This window comes from Serratia sp. C2(1), assembly GCF_036352655.1.
Taxonomy (GTDB): Bacteria; Pseudomonadota; Gammaproteobacteria; order Enterobacterales; family Enterobacteriaceae; genus Serratia; species Serratia inhibens.
The window spans coordinates 94,105-111,066 of sequence record NZ_JAZFBA010000001.1; the positions used below are offsets into that span (position 1 = coordinate 94,105).

Sequence of the window (16,962 nt, forward strand, 5' to 3'; positions counted from 1 at the left end):
TTAATCGTCGGTCTGCTCGTGCGGTTTGCGTCCCAATTGCCATATCTTCTCTGCATAATGCCCCAATGCCCACAGGCTCAGGCCGAGCACCACAAAGAAAATCGCCTTGGGCATGCTGTCCCAGAAAAACTCGAAGAAGCGGGTATAAAGGTTGATGCACAGGAAGGTCAGACCGAATCCGCGCAGCATGGCGTCATCGCGTTTCAGCCCCAGCCAGATGACCACGGCGGCGGCGATGCCGAACAGCAGGCTCCAGTGGAACAGTTCGATCTGGCGTACGCTGTACCAGCTGTCCAGATCGCCGTAATTGCCGAAGATCGACAGCAGCCACAGGGCGATAAATAAATACAGCAGCCCCATCGCCAGCGAAACCCGCTCCAGCCTACGCCGGGCCAGCAGCGGTTGCAGCAGCAATGCTGCGGCGATCAGGACTGCGCCGAAGGCGATAAAGCGAATCGGGAAGCTCATACCCAGCCAGTAAGCGCCCCAGCCGGACAGGTAACCGGTTTCGGCACCGAAGGCGTTGCCGAGTGACAGCAGGGCAAACCACCACACCAGCCCGGAGCGGCTGAACCAGCCAATCAGGCCGTAAAGCAGCGCGGCGAACATCAGCAGCAATGAAACCCGGCCACTGCCGTTGTCCAGCCAGACGCCCATTTGCCACAGCGCGCAGGCGGTGAAGAGCACGGCAATGAACAGCGCGGCCTCATTACCGTAGCGTTTTTCCGGATGACGGCGACGACGGCGCAAGGCCCAGACATAGGCCAGCGCCGCCAACACGCCGGCCATTGCCATGCGAACCGGCGCATCGAAGCGGAACAATCCGCTCAGCCAGTCCAACAGATCGCTGTCGGCGAACAGGCTGGTGATGGCAATGACCAGCGAGGCCAGCGCGGCGAGAAACGCATAACGCGCGAGCCGCCGCCAGTCGAAAGGCTGCACTTCCACATGCTGCAACAACTGTTCTTGCTGTTGCGCCGTCAGCGCCCCCTCGCCGACCCAGCCGTTCAGGGCTTTGCGTACCACGGCGGCGTTCTTCTTGCTGAATTTCATGTTTCTTATCCCTGATAACATCGCTATTCGTTGAGTATATACCCGTCGCCTTTCAAGCCGCAGCGTTCGACGCCGTCCCCGGCCGGCAGGGGCGAATATATTCACCCCGGTTAACGCGGGCGCAGCATGCAGCGCACCTACTGTGTATAATGCCCGCCGCAAAAGCGCACGAGGAATTATGCGATGACTGAATATAACGATGAATACTGGATGCGCCAGGCGTTGCTGCTTGCCCAGCGTGCTCAGGAAGAAGGCGAGGTGCCGGTGGGTGCGCTGCTGGTGCTGGACAATCAGGTGATTGGCGAAGGCTGGAACCGGCCGATTGGCCGCCACGATCCTACCGCGCATGCGGAGATCATGGCATTGCGGCAGGGCGGCGCGGTGTTACAGAACTATCGCCTGTTGAATGCCACGTTGTATGTCACCCTGGAACCGTGCGTGATGTGCGCCGGCGCAATGGTGCACAGCCGCATTCGTCGGCTGGTGTACGGCGCGGCCGATGTGAAAACCGGTGCGGCAGGGTCGCTGGTGGATATTTTGCGCCATCCCGGCATGAACCATCAGGTGGAGATCGCTTCAGGCGTGCTGGCGGACGAATGCGCCGCGACGCTGAGCAACTTTTTCCGCCTGCGCCGCGAGCAGAAAAAAGCGCTTAAGCTGGCGCAGCGTGCGGCGGATAAGCCGGAGTAATTAGTGGTTAAGCGCCAGTTCCGGCATAACGACCGGATAGCCTTTCCCCAGCGCTTCCCGTTCGGCCGCTTCCTGCGCCGCCTTCCTCTCTTTTTCTTGCAGATAGCCGACCAGGCTGACCTGATAGCGGCGAATGTTTTCCACGTAGTTATAGGCTTCGCGCCCGCGCGCATAGCCGTAGGTCAACTGCGGGTAATAACGTTTTTGGCTGAGCATCGGCAGGCGCTGTTTGACGTCCACCCAGCTGTCCGGGTTGCCTTTTTGCATTTTGGTCAGCTTGCGGGCGTCGAGCATATGGCCCCAGCCCATGTTGTACGCCGCCAGCGAGAACCAGATGCGTTCGTCTTCCGGCACGCTGTCGGGCACCTTGGCCATTAACCTCTGCAGGTAAAGTGCGCCGCCCTGAATGCTTTCCTCGGGATCCAGACGATCGTTGACCCCCAGGCCGTCGGCGGTGGCCCGCGTCAGCATCATCAGGCCGCGTACGCCGGTGGGGGAGGTTGCCTGCGGGTTCCAGTGCGATTCCTGATAGGCGATGGCCGCCAGCAATTTCCAGTCGATCTCATTGGCGTACTTTTCAAACAGCGAGCGGAAGGTTGGCAGCACCGAGTCGATGGCCGACAGGAAGGTTCTGGTATCGACGTAATCGAAACTGCCGACGTGGCCGAGATACTTCTCCTCCAGCCGCGCCAGCGTGCCGTCGTCTACCATCTGGCTATAGAAATCCAGCATCGCCGCATACAGGCTGTCGTCGTTGCCGCGCTTCAGATACCAGGTGACCGGCTCTTCATCGGTAACGTCGAACGCGACCGCCAGCTGCGGATGGATGCGCTGCAGCAGGGCGATGGTCACGGAGTCGCCGAGGGTATAGTCCAGTTTGCCGTCGGCCACCTGCTCCAGCAGCTCTTTTGAGGTCAGATCGCTGGAGGCTTCCCAACTGAGGTCCGGGAATTTACTTTGCTTAAGCTGTTTCAGCGTGCTGACATGCGCGGAACCGGAGGCGACCGCCAGCTTGCCTTTAATATCGGCAAAGGTTTTTGGCCGTGGGGTGCCCAGGCGATAGACCAACTGCTGGGAGACGGAATAATAGGCCGGGCCGGTGCGTGCGCGGCTGAGGCGATCCCGGTTGTAGATCAGGCCGGCGGCCAGCAGGTCGGCGTCGTCATCGTCCAGATCGTCGAACAGGTCATTGATATTGTTGTGCGGGATCACCACCAGCTTCACGCCCAGGTAAGTGGCGAAGCGTTTCGCCAGCTCGTAATCGAGCCCACCCGGCCCCTGTTTGGTGGTGAAATAGGTTAGCGGCGTGTTCAGCGTACTGATACGTAGCTCGCCACGGGATTTGATCTCTTCGAGCTGCCCGCCCTGACCACCGCGCCAGGCAATATTGGGCCACAGGGCGAGCGCCAGAAGCAAGGTAACAACACCGATGAGAATGTAGTTTATTTTTAGGCGTTTCAAATAGTTATCCAGTGGTGGTACGGGTGCTCCGGTGACCGGGAGTCAGGCTTTTCTTATGGTTAAATCACCAGTGCGGGAGCATTTTGCGCAACAAAACGCCAGCGTGCAACTTTATTGACACGTTATGACAATTCGAGGGGGGCGACAGCTTTTATCAATAATAGCTGCGCAAACGGTTTCGTCGGCGGCGCAGATTCTCTATAATGGCGCGCGTTTTCCCCTGTTGCGCCCAAAGAAGTGCTGAAGTCAGTTGCTTCGAAGACGAGAGAACTTTGATTATGGAAATACTGCGTGGTTCGCCCGCTTTGTCGGCTTTTCGCATTACCAAACTGCTGTCCCGCTGTCAGGACGCTCAACTTCCGGTCAGTGATATCTACGCCGAATACGTCCACTTTGCCGATGTTAGCGCACCGCTGAGTGCCGAAGAACATGGCAAGCTCACGCGCCTGCTCAAGTACGGCCCCTCTCTCGCCGAACATGCCCCTGAAGGCCGCCTGCTGTTGGTGACGCCGCGTCCGGGTACCATTTCACCCTGGTCTTCCAAAGCCAGCGATATCGCCCACAACTGCGGTTTGAAGCAGGTGGTGCGGCTGGAGCGCGGCCTGGCGTTTTACGTCAAGGCACCGACGCTGACCGAAGCGCAGTGGCAACAGCTTGCCGCATTGCTGCACGATCGCATGATGGAAACGGTATTCAGCGAACTGCAGCAGGCAGAACAACTGTTTGCTCAGCATCAGCCGGCGCCGTACCAGACGGTCGATGTGCTGGGCGAAGGGCGCAGCGCGCTGGAACAGGCCAACCTCAAACTGGGGCTGGCGCTGGCGCAGGATGAAATCGACTATCTGCTGAATGCCTTTACCGGTCTGGGGCGCAACCCGACGGATATCGAACTCTATATGTTCGCGCAGGCCAACTCCGAGCACTGCCGCCACAAGATTTTCAACGCCGACTGGATCATCGACGGCGAACAGCAACCGAAGTCGCTGTTCAAAATGATCAAAAATACCTTCGAGCAGACGCCGGATTACGTTCTGTCTGCTTATAAAGACAACGCGGCGGTCATGGAAGGTTCTCAGGTCGGCCGTTTCTTCGCCGCACCGGAAAACGGCCAGTATGACTACCATCAGGAAGATGCGCATATCCTGATGAAGGTGGAAACCCATAACCACCCGACGGCGATCTCCCCATGGCCGGGTGCCGCTACCGGTTCCGGCGGCGAGATCCGCGACGAAGGCGCCACCGGCCGCGGTGCCAAGCCCAAGGCCGGTCTGGTGGGCTTCTCGGTTTCCAACCTGCGTATTCCCGGCTTCGAACAGCCGTGGGAGCAGGACTTCGGCAAACCGGATCGCATCGTTACCGCACTGGATATCATGACCGACGGCCCATTGGGCGGTGCGGCGTTCAACAACGAATTCGGTCGTCCTGCGCTGGTAGGTTACTTCCGTACCTATGAAGAGCAGGTCAACAGCCACAACGGCGTCGAACTTCGCGGCTACCACAAGCCGATCATGCTGGCGGGCGGTATCGGCAACATCCGCGCCGATCACGTGCAGAAAGGCGAAATTACCGTGGGCGCCAAGCTGGTGGTGCTGGGCGGCCCGGCGATGAATATCGGTCTGGGTGGCGGTGCGGCTTCTTCCATGGCGTCCGGTCAGTCCGATGCCGATCTGGACTTCGCCTCGGTGCAGCGCGACAACCCGGAAATGGAACGCCGTTGTCAGGAAGTGATCGACCGCTGTTGGCAACTGGGGGAACAAAACCCGATTCTGTTTATCCACGATGTCGGTGCCGGCGGCCTGTCTAACGCTATGCCGGAACTGGTCAGCGACGGCGGCCGCGGCGGCCGTTTCGAACTGCGCGATATCCTTAACGACGAGCCGGGCATGAGCCCGCTGGAAGTGTGGTGCAACGAATCGCAGGAACGCTATGTGATGGCGATTGCGCCGGCGCAGATGGCGCAGTTTGACGAAATTTGCCGCCGTGAACGCGCGCCTTATGCGGTGATCGGCGAAGCCACCGAAGAGCTGCATTTGACGCTGAACGACAGCCATTTCGACAATCAACCGATCGACATGCCGCTGGACGTGCTGCTGGGCAAAACGCCGAAAATGACGCGTGACGTGACCAGTCTGCAGGTCAAGGGCGAGCCGATCCAACGTGCGAACATCACCCTGGAGGATGCGGTAAAACGCGTTCTGCATTTGCCGGCTGTGGCAGAAAAAACCTTCCTGATCACTATCGGCGACCGCACCGTAACCGGTATGGTGGCGCGTGACCAGATGGTTGGCCCGTGGCAGATCCCGGTAGCCGACTGCGCGGTGACCACCGCCAGCCTGGACAGTTACTATGGTGAAGCGATGTCGATCGGCGAACGTGCGCCGGTTGCCTTGCTGGACTTCGCCGCCTCCGGCCGCCTGGCGGTAGGGGAAGCGCTGACCAACCTGGCAGCGACCGAAATCGGTTCGCTCAAGCGCGTGAAGCTTTCCGCAAACTGGATGGCGGCAGCGGGTCACCCGGGTGAAGACGCCGGCCTGTATGCAGCGGTGAAAGCGGTGGGCGAAGAGCTTTGCCCGGCGCTGGGCATCACCATTCCGGTGGGCAAAGACTCAATGTCGATGAAAACCCGCTGGCAGGAAGGCGAAGAGCAGCGCGAAATGACGTCGCCGCTGTCGCTGGTGATCACCGGCTTTGCTCGCGTGGAAGACGTTCGCCACACGGTGACGCCGCAGCTGCGTACCGATAAGGGCGACAGTGCGCTGTTGCTGATTGACCTGGGCAATGGCCATAACGCGCTGGGCGCTACCGCACTGGCGCAGGTTTACCGCCAACTGGGCGACAAGCCGGCCGATGTGCGCAACGTAGAACAACTGGCGGGCTTCTTCAACGCGATGCAGCAACTGGTGGCCGATCGCGCGCTGTTGGCTTACCACGACCGTTCCGACGGTGGTCTGCTGGTTACGCTGGCGGAAATGGCGTTTGCCGGTCACTGCGGCGTGAACGTGGATATCCAAGGGCTGGGCGACGATGCGCTGGCAGCGCTGTTCAACGAAGAGTTGGGCGCGGTGATTCAGGTCACGGCCGACCGGCTTGAAGCTGTGCAGCAGGTCTTTGCTCAACACGGCCTGACGGACAATGTGCATCACATCGGCAGCGTGCAAGCCGGCGATCGCTTTGTCATTACTCAAGGCGACAAGGCGCTGTACAGCCAAAGCCGCGCGACCTTGCGCACCTGGTGGGCGGAAACGACCTGGCAGATGCAACGCCTGCGCGATAACCCGGAATGCGCCGATCAGGAGCACCAGGCCAAGCAGGACGAGCGCGACCCAGGGCTGAACGTCAAGCTGACCTTTGCGCCGGAAGAAGACATTGCCGCGCCTTACATCGCCAAGGGCGCACGCCCTAAAGTGGCGGTGCTGCGCGAGCAGGGCGTGAACTCCCACGTTGAGATGGCTGCCGCGTTCCACCGCGCCGGCTTCGATGCGGTAGACGTTCACATGAGCGATCTGCTGGAAGGGCGTCGCGATCTGCAAGACTTCCATACGCTGGTTGCCTGTGGCGGTTTCTCTTACGGCGACGTACTGGGGGCCGGTGAAGGCTGGGCGAAGTCGATTCTGTTCAACGACCGCGTTCGTGACGAATTCGAATCCTTCTTCCACCGTCCGCAGACCCTGGCATTGGGTGTGTGCAACGGTTGCCAGATGATGTCGAACCTGCGCGATCTGATCCCCGGTGCCGAACACTGGCCGCGTTTCGTACGCAACCTGTCGGATCGTTTTGAAGCGCGTTTCAGCCTGGTGGAAGTGGCGGCCAGCCCGTCGTTGTTCATGCAGGGCATGACCGGTTCACGCATGCCGATTGCCGTATCCCACGGTGAAGGGCACGTTGAAGTGCGCGATGCTGCGCACCTGGCGGCGCTGGAAAGCAATGGCCTGGTGGCGTTGCGCTTTGTGGACAATGCCGGTCAGGTAACGGAAACCTATCCAGCCAACCCTAACGGTTCGCCAAACGGCATCACCGCAGTGACCAGCAGCAACGGCCGCGCGACGGTGATGATGCCGCATCCGGAACGTGTATTCCGTACCGTGAGCAACTCATGGCACCCGGAAGAGTGGGGCGAAGACAGCCCGTGGATGCGCATGTTCCGCAACGCCCGCAAGCAACTGGGTTAAGCGGTTATCAGGCGGTGACGAAAAGGGGCGCAAGAGATTGCGCCCCTTTTTACTTATTGTGCGGGTACCGGTTTGCAGCTGTCTGCATTTTGCGACAGGGTACCTTTTTCGTGTCTCTAAAAAGAGACACTTAACTCATTGATTTGTAATGGTGAATAATTAATTGGCTTAAGTTGTCGGTTTTTGACGACAGTGCGGTTGTTTTTTCAACGCTTCGCGGCGAGGCAATTTGAGTGTATGGGTTGCGTTTTTATTTATTTATAAATAAATTCAATGTGTTAATAAATATGTTGAAAAGTTGGCATGCTAAGTGCATTATTCTCTCCAGTTGCTCATTCAACTTTTTATGATGGCCCCGTATTTAAACGGAAAATTTGCCTCATAAGCCTCCGAATGATGCCAAAGAAATGGTGCCTATCGTCCAACCAAACCGATAACAGACGCGCAAGCGGCTTTATCAAGCATCGGGCGACACGTGGAGTGAGGCACCGCCTGTATCCAACTGTGATGAATGTTCATCAATCCCGGATACTTATGGATGCTATTCGTCCTGTTCGATGCCAGCCTTGTGCTACATCACCCTGGGGACGAGATTCAAGGGCATCCGCACTTTCTTGCGATGGGGCAGTCCTGCCCCAGCGTCAAATACCCCTCATACTTGAAGCTGCATCTGTGTTGACTGCACTTGTGCGCCCCAGTCACTTACTTGAGTAAGCTCCTGGGGACTTGCAAGCTTGTCGCCTTGATGCAACTCCAATTATTTTGGGTATATACGATAAGTCCAAACGCAAACTCCCTACCTACGGTACGCTTCCCTATATTTTCCTGACGCTTCGCCGAACGCCGGGCTTTCCTCTCACCGGTGACTCGGTTAGCATCGAAGCAGATGAGAGACAATGAGATGATTTCGTTGAAAAGATGGCGTTTATTCCCCCGCTCGCTGCGTCAGTTGGTACTGATGGCGTTTCTGCTGGTGCTGCTGCCGCTGCTGGTGCTGGCTTATCAGGCTTATCAAAGCCTGGATCATCTCAGCGCGCAGGCCGCGGACATCAACCGCACCACGCTGGTGGATGCCCGGCGCAGCGAGGCGATGACCAGCGTGGCGCTGGAGATGGAGCGCAGCTATCGTCAGTATTGCGTGCTGGTGGATCCCACCCTGGAGCGGCTGTACCAAAATCAACGTAAACAGTATTCGCAGATGTTGGACGCCCATGCGCCGATCCTGCCGGATGAACGCTATTATCAAACGTTGCGCAGCCTGCTGACCCAACTGGCCGCGATTAAATGCCAGAGCAGCGGGCCGGACAAACAGGCATCGACGCTGCTGGAGTCTTTCTCGCGTTCCAACGCCGAGATGGTGCAGGCCACCCGCGCCGTGGTGTTCTCGCGCGGCCAGCAGTTGCAGCAGGCGATTGCCGAGCGCGGCCAGTTCTTCGGCTGGCAGGCGCTGATGCTGTTTCTGGTCAGCGTGCTGCTGGTGGTGCTCTTCACCCGCATGATTATCGGCCCGGTGAAAGCGGTGGAGCGCATGATCAACCGTCTGGGGGAAGGGCGGGCGCTGGGCAGCGCCGAATCGTTTAAAGGCCCGCGTGAGTTGCGTTCGTTGGCGCAACGCATTATCTGGCTGAGTGAGCGCCTGGCGTGGCTGGAGTCGCAGCGGCATGAGTTTCTGCGCCATATCTCGCATGAATTGAAGACGCCGTTGGCCAGCATGCGCGAGGGCACTGAGCTGTTGGCCGACGAAGTGGCCGGCCCGCTGACCTCCGATCAGAAAGAGGTCGTGACCATTCTCGACGGCAGCAGCCGCCACCTGCAGCAACTGATCGAGCAACTGCTGGATTACAACCGTAAACTGGCCGATGGCCCGGCGGAGCATGAGAATGTCGAGCTGCGCGATATGGTTGAGTTGGTGGTCGCCGCGCACAGTTTGCCGGCCAGGGCCAAAATGATCCGCACCGAGATCACATTGGATGCGGAAATCTGTTGGGCAGAGCCTACGCTTTTAATGCGCGTGCTGGATAATCTCTACTCCAATGCGGTGCACTACGGCAAGGAATCCGGTAACATTTGGATCCGCAGCCGTCAGGTTGGGCACCGGGTGCAGATTGATGTCGCCAACAGCGGCACGCCAATCCCCGAGGCTGAACAAACCATGATTTTCGAGCCTTTTTTCCAGGGTAGCCACCAGCGAAAAGGGGCAGTAAAAGGAAGCGGTCTGGGGTTGAGCATCGCTCAGGATTGTATCCGCCGGATGCGCGGAGAGTTGCAACTGGTCGAAGTCGCCGGCGCAGACGTCTGCTTCCGCATTGAATTGCCATTAACCGCCGAGAATGAATAAATAATGTACACATGGTCTAAACGCCTTCGCCTATCGCAGACCGAACGTTCACCGCGTGCCACGCAGAGCGCGCCACTCGGCAAGCGTCGTCTTTCCTTTTTAGGCAGCGTTCTTTGCGTGCCGTTTTTGCTGGCGGGCTGCGTCGATCGCGCGGTCAGCAGCGGCCTGAGTCAGCAGCAGCAGGAAGCGATCCCGGACACCAAAGTGGTGGATTACCGCATCGCGGCCTGCGATACCCTGTGGCAGCTCGACGACAAAGACGCGCTGAATAATTCACTTTACTGGCTGCGCGCGATGGATTGCGCCGATCGCGTTGGATCGACCCAGGCGCGCTCGCTGGCGAAAACCCTGCCTGGCGACAGCTGGGACGGCATTTTCAAGCAAAGCATTCTGCTGGGCAGCGCCGAGCCGACGTCGGGCGAACGTCGCCAGATGATCGATCGTCTGAACAGTTACCGTCTGGCGTTCCCAAGCTCCTTGCGCCCGTTGCTGCAACTGTGGCGCCAACAGCAGGTTCTGCAGATCGCCTTGTTCGATGAAAAGGCGCGCTACCAGCACCTGCAGGAAAGCTCGGACAGCCAGATAGATGCGCTGCGCCAGAGCCAGATCCGCTTGCAGGCCCAGTTACAGGATACTTCGCGCAAACTGGAGAATCTGACCGATATCGAACGTCAGCTCTCCTCGCGCAAGCAGTTACAGGGCGAAATCCCGGATAACGGCGCGACACAGCAAAAAACCGACGCCGCAGATAAAAATGCCGTGCCGGGCAAGGCCGCAGAACCGGAGGCCGAACCGGAGAAGGGCACTGCCCTGCCGGTGGATCCGGAAGATACCTACGTGCCGCCCCCCGCCAACAAGGAGTCTCACGCGCGATGACAGCACGCAAACCGGCCAATTTGTTATTGGTTGACGACGATCCCAGCCTGCTCAAGCTGTTGGGGATGCGCCTGACCAGCGAAGGTTTTCATGTCACCACCGCCGAAAGCGGCCAGGAAGCGCTGCGCCTGTTGGGGCGTGAACAGATTGATCTGGTGATCAGCGATCTGCGGATGGACGAAATGGACGGCATGGCGCTGTTTGCCGAAATTCAAAAGCATCAGCCTGGCATGCCGGTGATCATTCTTACCGCCCATGGTTCGATCCCGGATGCGGTAGCCGCCACCCAGCAGGGCGTGTTCAGCTTCCTCACCAAACCTGTGGATCGCGATGCGCTGTACAAGGCCATTGATGAAGCGCTGTCGCTCTCGCTGCCGGCCGGTGATGACAGCTGGCGCGAAGATATCGTCACCCGCAGCCCGATTATGCTGCGCCTGTTGGAGCAAGCGAAAATGGTGGCGCAGTCCGACGTCAGCGTGCTGATCAACGGCCACAGCGGCACCGGTAAAGAAGTGTTGGCTCAGGCTATCCACGGTGCCAGCCCACGCGGCAAGAAAGCCTTTATCGCCATTAACTGCGGTGCCTTGCCGGAACAACTGCTGGAGTCCGAGCTGTTCGGTCACGCCAAAGGGGCGTTTACCGGCGCGGTCAGCAGCCGTGAAGGGCTGTTCCAGGCGGCGGCGGGCGGCACGCTGTTTCTCGATGAGATCGGCGATATGCCGCTGTCGTTACAGGTCAAGCTGCTGCGCGTGCTGCAGGAGCGCAAGGTGCGCCCGTTGGGCAGCAACCGCGATCTGGATATCGACGTGCGAATTATTTCCGCCACCCACCGTGACCTGCAAAAGGCAATGGCGAAAAACGAGTTCCGCGAAGATCTCTACTACCGCCTGAACGTGGTGAACCTGAAGATCCCTGCGCTGAATGAACGGGCTGAAGATATCCCGCTGCTGGCCAATCATCTGCTGCGTGAATCCGCCAAGCGTCACAAGCCGTTTGTCCGCAGCTTTTCTTCCGACGCCATGAAACGCCTGATGACCGCCACCTGGCCGGGCAACGTGCGTCAACTGGTGAACGTGATCGAACAGTGCGTGGCGTTGACGTCCGCGCCGGTGATCAGCGAAGCGCTGGTGGAGCAGGCGCTTGAAGGGGAAAATACCGCGTTGCCGACCTTTGTCGAGGCGCGTAATCAGTTTGAATTGCACTATCTGCGCAAGCTGCTGCAGATCACCAAGGGTAACGTAACCCAGGCCGCGCGCATGGCGGGACGCAACCGTACCGAGTTTTATAAATTGCTGTCGCGCCATGAATTGGACGCCACCGATTTTAAAGAATGACGTGTTCCGTCAGGGCCTGCGAATGCAGGTTCTCAACAAACGCGGCGGAATGATTTACACTCCGTTCTCTTTGTCGCGGCATGACCGGGCATAGAGAATCATGGAACGTATTGAGCAGGATCCTAAACAATGAGCAGATCACTTTCCATCGCATTGGCCCAGCTGAATTTGCTGGTCGGTGACATTGAAGGCAATACAGAACGCATGTTGCAAACCGTGCAAGAGCAGCAGAAGGCGGGAGCCGATCTGGTCATGTTCACCGAGCTGGCGATGTCCGGTTATCCGCCGGAAGACCTGCTGTATCGCGACGACTTCTACCAGCGCTGTGACGAGCAGCTTCATCGTCTGCAACAGGCGTCCGCCGGAGTGGCGATTTTGGTCGGCCACCCGTGGCGCGAAGGCGACAAGCTGTATAACGCGCTGTCGCTGTTCTCTGAAGGACAACTGGCGGCGCGCTATTTCAAGCAACAGCTGCCGAACTACGGCGTCTTCGATGAGAAACGCTACTTCCACGCCGGCACCGATACCTGCGTGGTGGATCTGAAAGGCTATCGTCTGGGCTTGCTGATTTGCGAAGATCTGTGGTTCCCGGAGCCGGTCGATGCTGCCAGGGCCGCCGGCGCCGAAATGATTTTGTCGATCAACGCCTCGCCGTACAATCGCGAGAAGCCGTATATCCGCAAGACGCTGATGGCTGGCCATTGCCAGCGTACCCACCTGCCGCTGGTGTACCTGAACCAGATTGGCGGGCAGGATGAATTGATTTTTGACGGTTGCTCGAAGGTGTTCGATGCGGCCGGCAACATGACCCACCGCCTGGCGGCGTTCGCCGAGCAGGTTACCCTGCTGGAGTTCGATGATCTGGACGTGGTGCCGATGACTGACCCGGCCGCCGAGCTGCCGCAGTTGGCGCAGGTCTATGAAGCGCTGGTGCTGGCGGTGCGCGATTACGTGACCAAAAACGGCTTCAAGGGCGCGGTATTGGGGCTGTCCGGCGGTATCGACTCGGCATTGACGCTGGCGATTGCCGTCGATGCGCTGGGCAAAGACAAGGTGCAGGCGCTGATGATGCCGTTCCGCTACACCGCGGATATCAGTATCGCCGACGCCAAGGAAGAAGCTGAAATCCTCGGCGTCGAGTTCGATATCGTCTCCATCGAACCGATGTTCGACGCCTTTATGGGCCAGCTGACGCCGATGTTCGCCGGGACCGAACGCGACACCACCGAAGAAAACCTGCAGGCGCGCTGCCGCGGCGTGGTGCTGATGGCGCTGTCCAACAAGCGTCGCAGCATCGTGCTGACCACAGGTAACAAAAGCGAGATGGCCGTAGGCTACGCCACGCTGTATGGTGATATGGCCGGTGGCTTCGACGTACTGAAAGACGTGCCGAAAACGCTGGTGTTCAAACTGTCCGAATACCGCAATACCGTCTCCTACGTGATCCCGCAGCGCGTTATCGATCGTCCGCCGTCCGCCGAGCTGGCACCGGATCAGGTCGATCAGGACAGCCTGCCGCCGTACGACATTCTGGATGCGATTCTGGAAGGTTACGTCGAACACGATAAGTCGGTTGCCGATCTGGTGGCCGAAGGTTTTGACGAGGCGATCGTGCGCAAGGTTATCCGCCTGGTGGATATCAACGAATACAAGCGGCGTCAGGCCGCCGTCGGGCCGCGCATCACCGCCCGCAATTTCGGCAAAGACCGCCGCTACCCAATCACATCCGGCTTTGGCCGCAAAAATTGGTAATTAAGGAAAGACGATGAAAAAAATTGACGCGATTATCAAGCCGTTCAAACTGGATGACGTCCGCGAGGCTCTGGCTGAAGTCGGCATTACCGGTATGACCGTGACCGAAGTGAAAGGCTTTGGTCGCCAGAAGGGCCACACCGAGCTGTACCGTGGTGCGGAGTACATGGTCGATTTTCTGCCGAAGGTGAAAATTGAGATTGTCGTGGCCGACGATATCGTCGACACCTGCGTGGAAACCATCATGCAGACTGCGCAAACCGGTAAAATCGGCGACGGTAAAATCTTTGTCTTCGACGTGGCGCGCGTGGTGCGTATTCGTACCGGCGAACAAGACGAAGAAGCGATTTAATGTGATCGTCTACCGAGCACCGCCGGCTTGAGCTTGGGCAGTGCTCGGCCTCCTCGCGTACTGCGTGTACGCTTCCGAACACCGCCAGCTTGAGCGGTGTTCGGCTTTTCACTCTGCGCTAAAAATCCTCTCAACGTTCAATACTGAGAACATTTCCGCTATAAGCATTCTAAAAAAGCGAAGGCTATCGCGTTTTTGATAGTTTTTTCGATCGCTTTCCTCACGGCATCTACACTCAACTCAACTCTTTTGATTAAGGCGATCCCCAATGAATGTCAAGTTGCAGCCAGACGGCAAGGGCGTGCATCCCCAGGAGCTTACTCAGGTAAGTGGTTGTAAGCGCATGCAGATAACAGCGCAACGGCTTGAAAGGTGATGGGGATGATGACGCTGCGCCAAATCCGCCACTTTATCGCCGTGGCGGAAACCGGTTCGATCTCCGCTGCCGCCCAAGCGGTGTTCGTTTCACAGTCGTCGCTGACGCTGGCCATCCAGCAATTGGAAACCGACATTGGCGTGCGGCTGTTTGATCGCCATGCCAAGGGCATGAACCTGACGCATCAGGGGCATCAGTTCCTGCGCCAGTCTTACCTGATCCTCGCCACGGTGGATAACGCCAAGCGCAGCCTGCAACTCGGCACCGAAAGCCTGACCGGCAAACTGACCATTGGCGTCACCAGCCTGGTGGCGGGCTACTTTTTGGTGGAACTGCTGAAGCGGTTTAAATCGGCCTATCCCAACGTCACCATTCAGGTGATAGAAGATGAACGTCCCTACATTGAGCACCTGCTGGTGAGCGGGGAGATCGACATCGGGGTGCTGATCTTGTCGAATATCGAAGACCGCGATGCGCTGCAAACCGAAGTGTTGATGCACTCGCCCTATCGCCTGTGGTTGCCACCGTTGCACCCGTTGCTGGAGCACGAAAGCATCAGCCTGGCAGATGTGGCAAAGCAACCGCTGATCCAGCTTAACGCCGACGAAATGGACGTGCATGCGCGGCGCATCTGGGCGCGCGCCGGGCTGAAACCGGAGATCGCCATGAAGACCGCTTCAACCGAAGCGGTGCGTAGCCTGGTGGCGGCGGGGATGGGGGTTTCCATCCAGCCGGACATGGCGTACCGGGCCTGGTCGCTGGAAGGCAATATGATTGAGGCGCGCAAGCTGGTAGATCTGCTGGAGCCACTGGATATCGGCCTGGCGTGGCGGCGGGGCAGTGCGCGGCCGGAACTGGTCACGCCGTTTCTCACCATCGCGCGTGAGAATGGCAATATGCACGCCGCCGGCCTGAAGCATTCGATTTAATCGAACGCGGCCTTCAGTATTTAGAATTTGTTGGCTGCCTGATGCTCGCATAGTCTGATTAAAACTAACTTATTCACATTTGGTTAACGTTTTCGTCACTCAGGGGCAGCAGGCAATGGCAGATGTGCATTTCCTTACAGGCTTGACCTGTCAGCAATTTATTAACGGTGAATCGGTTGAAGGTGAAGGCCAGCAAGAGTGCATCGTTAATCCCGCCAATGGCGAAACGCTGGTTTCGATTACCGAGGCCTCATCGGCGCAGGTCGGCAGTGCGGTCAAGGCTGCGCAACAGGCTTTTGGTCAATGGTCGCGTACCACCCCGGCTTACCGGGCTTCTATTTTGTTACGCATCGCCGACGCTATCGAACGGCAGGCCGAGTATTTGGCCGGGTTGGAGGCGCTTAACTGCGGCAAGCCGCTGCACCAGGCACGCAGTGACGATCTCCCGGCAGCCATCGATGTTTTCCGCTTTTTTGCCGGCGCAGTACGAACTCAGCAGGGGCAGCTAGCCGGCGAATATATCGAAGGGCATACCTCAATGATCCGCCGCGATCCGATCGGCGTGGTGGCCTCGATTGCGCCGTGGAATTATCCGCTGATGATGGCGGCATGGAAAATCGCCCCGGCGCTGGCCGCGGGCAATACCGTGGTATTCAAACCTTCCGAACATACCCCGTTGAGCATTTTGGCGCTGGTGCCTGCGTTGCAGGAGATCCTGCCGCCGGGGGTGCTGAACGTACTGTACGGCGGCGGGGAGGGCGTCGGCAGCCATTTGGTCGGCCACCCGCAGGTTCGGTTGGTATCGGTGACCGGCGACATCGTGACCGGGCAAAAAATTCTGCAGGCGGCGGCGAAAAGCGTCAAGCGCACGCATCTTGAACTGGGCGGTAAAGCGCCGGTGATTGTCTGTGACGATGCCGATCTCGATGAGGTGGTCAACAGCATCCGCACTTACGGCTATTACAACGCCGGCCAGGATTGCACCGCCGCCTGTCGTATCTACGCGCAGGCGGGGATTTACCCGAGGCTGGTGGACGCGTTGGGTGAAGCTGTCGCCAGCCTGCGCTTTGCCCGCAAGCGTGATGAAGACAACGAAATCGGCCCACTGATCAGCAGCCGTCAGCGCGATCGCGTCGCCAGTTTTGTCGAGCGGGCGCTTAGCCAGCCGCATATCGAATTGATCACCGGTGCCGCCGCGCACTCCGGCCCGGGATTTTACTACCAGCCAACGCTGCTGGCCGGCTGCCTGCAAAGCGATGAGATCGTTCAGCGCGAAGTGTTTGGCCCGGTCGTGAGCGTAACCCGCTTTGAGCATCTGGAGCAGGCGGTCAACTGGGCCAACGATTCCGAATACGGGCTGGCCTCATCGGTATGGACGCAGAACATCGACAAGGCGCTGCATATCGCAGCCCATCTGCAATACGGCAGCACCTGGATCAACACCCATTTCACCCTGGCGAGCGAGATGCCGCACGGCGGCCTGAAGCGTTCCGGCTACGGTAAGGATCTTTCCAGCGACTCGTTGCAGGATTACAGCGTTGTAAGACACGTAATGGCGAAATTCAAAGCCAGCTTCTAGCGGTTTCATAAAGCAAAAACCGCGGCAGCCGTTCCCTGCCGCACACAGATACG

11 protein-coding genes are annotated in these 16,962 nt (G+C 58.6%); 9 read left to right on the forward strand and 2 right to left on the reverse strand.

The genetic code is table 11. The features are described 5' to 3' along the window. Entirely contained in the window at nucleotides 1-1,053 is a 1,053-nt protein-coding gene (locus V2S86_RS00525) for a DUF2157 domain-containing protein (RefSeq protein ID WP_330760792.1), read from the reverse strand. Nucleotides 1,054-1,236: 183 nt separating this feature from the next. Here V2S86_RS00525 and tadA point away from each other — a divergent pair, with 183 nt between their 5' ends. Next, nucleotides 1,237-1,743 (forward strand): tRNA adenosine(34) deaminase TadA, encoded by a 507-nt coding sequence (gene tadA, locus V2S86_RS00530; protein WP_004952136.1) that lies wholly within the window; start codon nucleotides 1,237-1,239, stop codon nucleotides 1,741-1,743. Here tadA and mltF read toward each other — a convergent pair whose 3' ends face one another. Further along, nucleotides 1,744-3,204 carry a membrane-bound lytic murein transglycosylase MltF gene (mltF, locus tag V2S86_RS00535; protein ID WP_330760793.1) on the reverse strand — a complete coding sequence of 487 codons (1,461 nt, stop codon included), beginning with the start codon at nucleotides 3,202-3,204 and terminating at the stop codon, nucleotides 1,744-1,746. 278 nt (nucleotides 3,205-3,482) lie between these two features. Here mltF and purL point away from each other — a divergent pair, with 278 nt between their 5' ends. From purL to V2S86_RS00575, 8 genes are all read left to right on the forward strand, one after another. Beyond that, entirely contained in the window at nucleotides 3,483-7,373 is a 3,891-nt protein-coding gene (gene purL, locus V2S86_RS00540) for a phosphoribosylformylglycinamidine synthase (protein WP_330760794.1), read from the forward strand. Between the two features lie 901 nt (nucleotides 7,374-8,274). Then, nucleotides 8,275-9,711, forward strand: coding sequence for a sensor histidine kinase (locus V2S86_RS00545; RefSeq protein ID WP_330760795.1), 1,437 nt, complete (start codon nucleotides 8,275-8,277; stop codon nucleotides 9,709-9,711). 3 nt (nucleotides 9,712-9,714) lie between these two features. Next, entirely contained in the window at nucleotides 9,715-10,587 is an 873-nt protein-coding gene (gene qseG, locus V2S86_RS00550) for a two-component system QseEF-associated lipoprotein QseG (protein WP_442995904.1), read from the forward strand. Then, complete coding sequence (gene glrR, locus V2S86_RS00555; protein ID WP_330760796.1) at nucleotides 10,584-11,921, forward strand: two-component system response regulator GlrR; 1,338 nt, start codon at nucleotides 10,584-10,586, stop codon at nucleotides 11,919-11,921. Before qseG ends, glrR begins: the two co-directional genes overlap by 4 nt. A gap of 129 nt (nucleotides 11,922-12,050) precedes the next feature. After that, on the forward strand, nucleotides 12,051-13,673 hold the full coding sequence (locus V2S86_RS00560) for an NAD+ synthase (RefSeq protein ID WP_330760797.1): 1,623 nt from the start codon (nucleotides 12,051-12,053) through the stop codon (nucleotides 13,671-13,673). 13 nt (nucleotides 13,674-13,686) lie between these two features. Further along, nucleotides 13,687-14,025 (forward strand): nitrogen regulatory protein P-II, encoded by a 339-nt coding sequence (gene glnB, locus V2S86_RS00565; protein WP_004847623.1) that lies wholly within the window; start codon nucleotides 13,687-13,689, stop codon nucleotides 14,023-14,025. Between the two features lie 381 nt (nucleotides 14,026-14,406). After that, complete coding sequence (locus tag V2S86_RS00570; protein WP_330760798.1) at nucleotides 14,407-15,330, forward strand: LysR substrate-binding domain-containing protein; 924 nt, start codon at nucleotides 14,407-14,409, stop codon at nucleotides 15,328-15,330. A gap of 115 nt (nucleotides 15,331-15,445) precedes the next feature. Then, nucleotides 15,446-16,909: a gamma-aminobutyraldehyde dehydrogenase gene (locus V2S86_RS00575; protein ID WP_330760799.1), complete on the forward strand. Its 1,464-nt coding sequence runs from the start codon at nucleotides 15,446-15,448 to the stop codon at nucleotides 16,907-16,909. The last annotated feature ends 53 nt before the right edge of the window (nucleotides 16,910-16,962 follow it).

Coding starts and splice junctions, on each gene's coding strand:
- V2S86_RS00525 (WP_330760792.1), bottom strand. CDS start 1,053: ATGAAATTCAGCAAGAAGAACGCCGCCGTGGTACGCAAAGCCCTGAAC.
- tadA (WP_004952136.1), top strand. CDS start 1,237: ATGACTGAATATAACGATGAATACTGGATGCGCCAGGCGTTGCTGCTT.
- purL (WP_330760794.1), top strand. CDS start 3,483: ATGGAAATACTGCGTGGTTCGCCCGCTTTGTCGGCTTTTCGCATTACC.
- V2S86_RS00545 (WP_330760795.1), top strand. CDS start 8,275: ATGATTTCGTTGAAAAGATGGCGTTTATTCCCCCGCTCGCTGCGTCAG.
- qseG (WP_442995904.1), top strand. CDS start 9,715: ATGTACACATGGTCTAAACGCCTTCGCCTATCGCAGACCGAACGTTCA.
- glrR (WP_330760796.1), top strand. CDS start 10,584: ATGACAGCACGCAAACCGGCCAATTTGTTATTGGTTGACGACGATCCC.
- V2S86_RS00560 (WP_330760797.1), top strand. CDS start 12,051: ATGAGCAGATCACTTTCCATCGCATTGGCCCAGCTGAATTTGCTGGTC.
- glnB (WP_004847623.1), top strand. CDS start 13,687: ATGAAAAAAATTGACGCGATTATCAAGCCGTTCAAACTGGATGACGTC.
- V2S86_RS00570 (WP_330760798.1), top strand. CDS start 14,407: ATGATGACGCTGCGCCAAATCCGCCACTTTATCGCCGTGGCGGAAACC.
- V2S86_RS00575 (WP_330760799.1), top strand. CDS start 15,446: ATGGCAGATGTGCATTTCCTTACAGGCTTGACCTGTCAGCAATTTATT.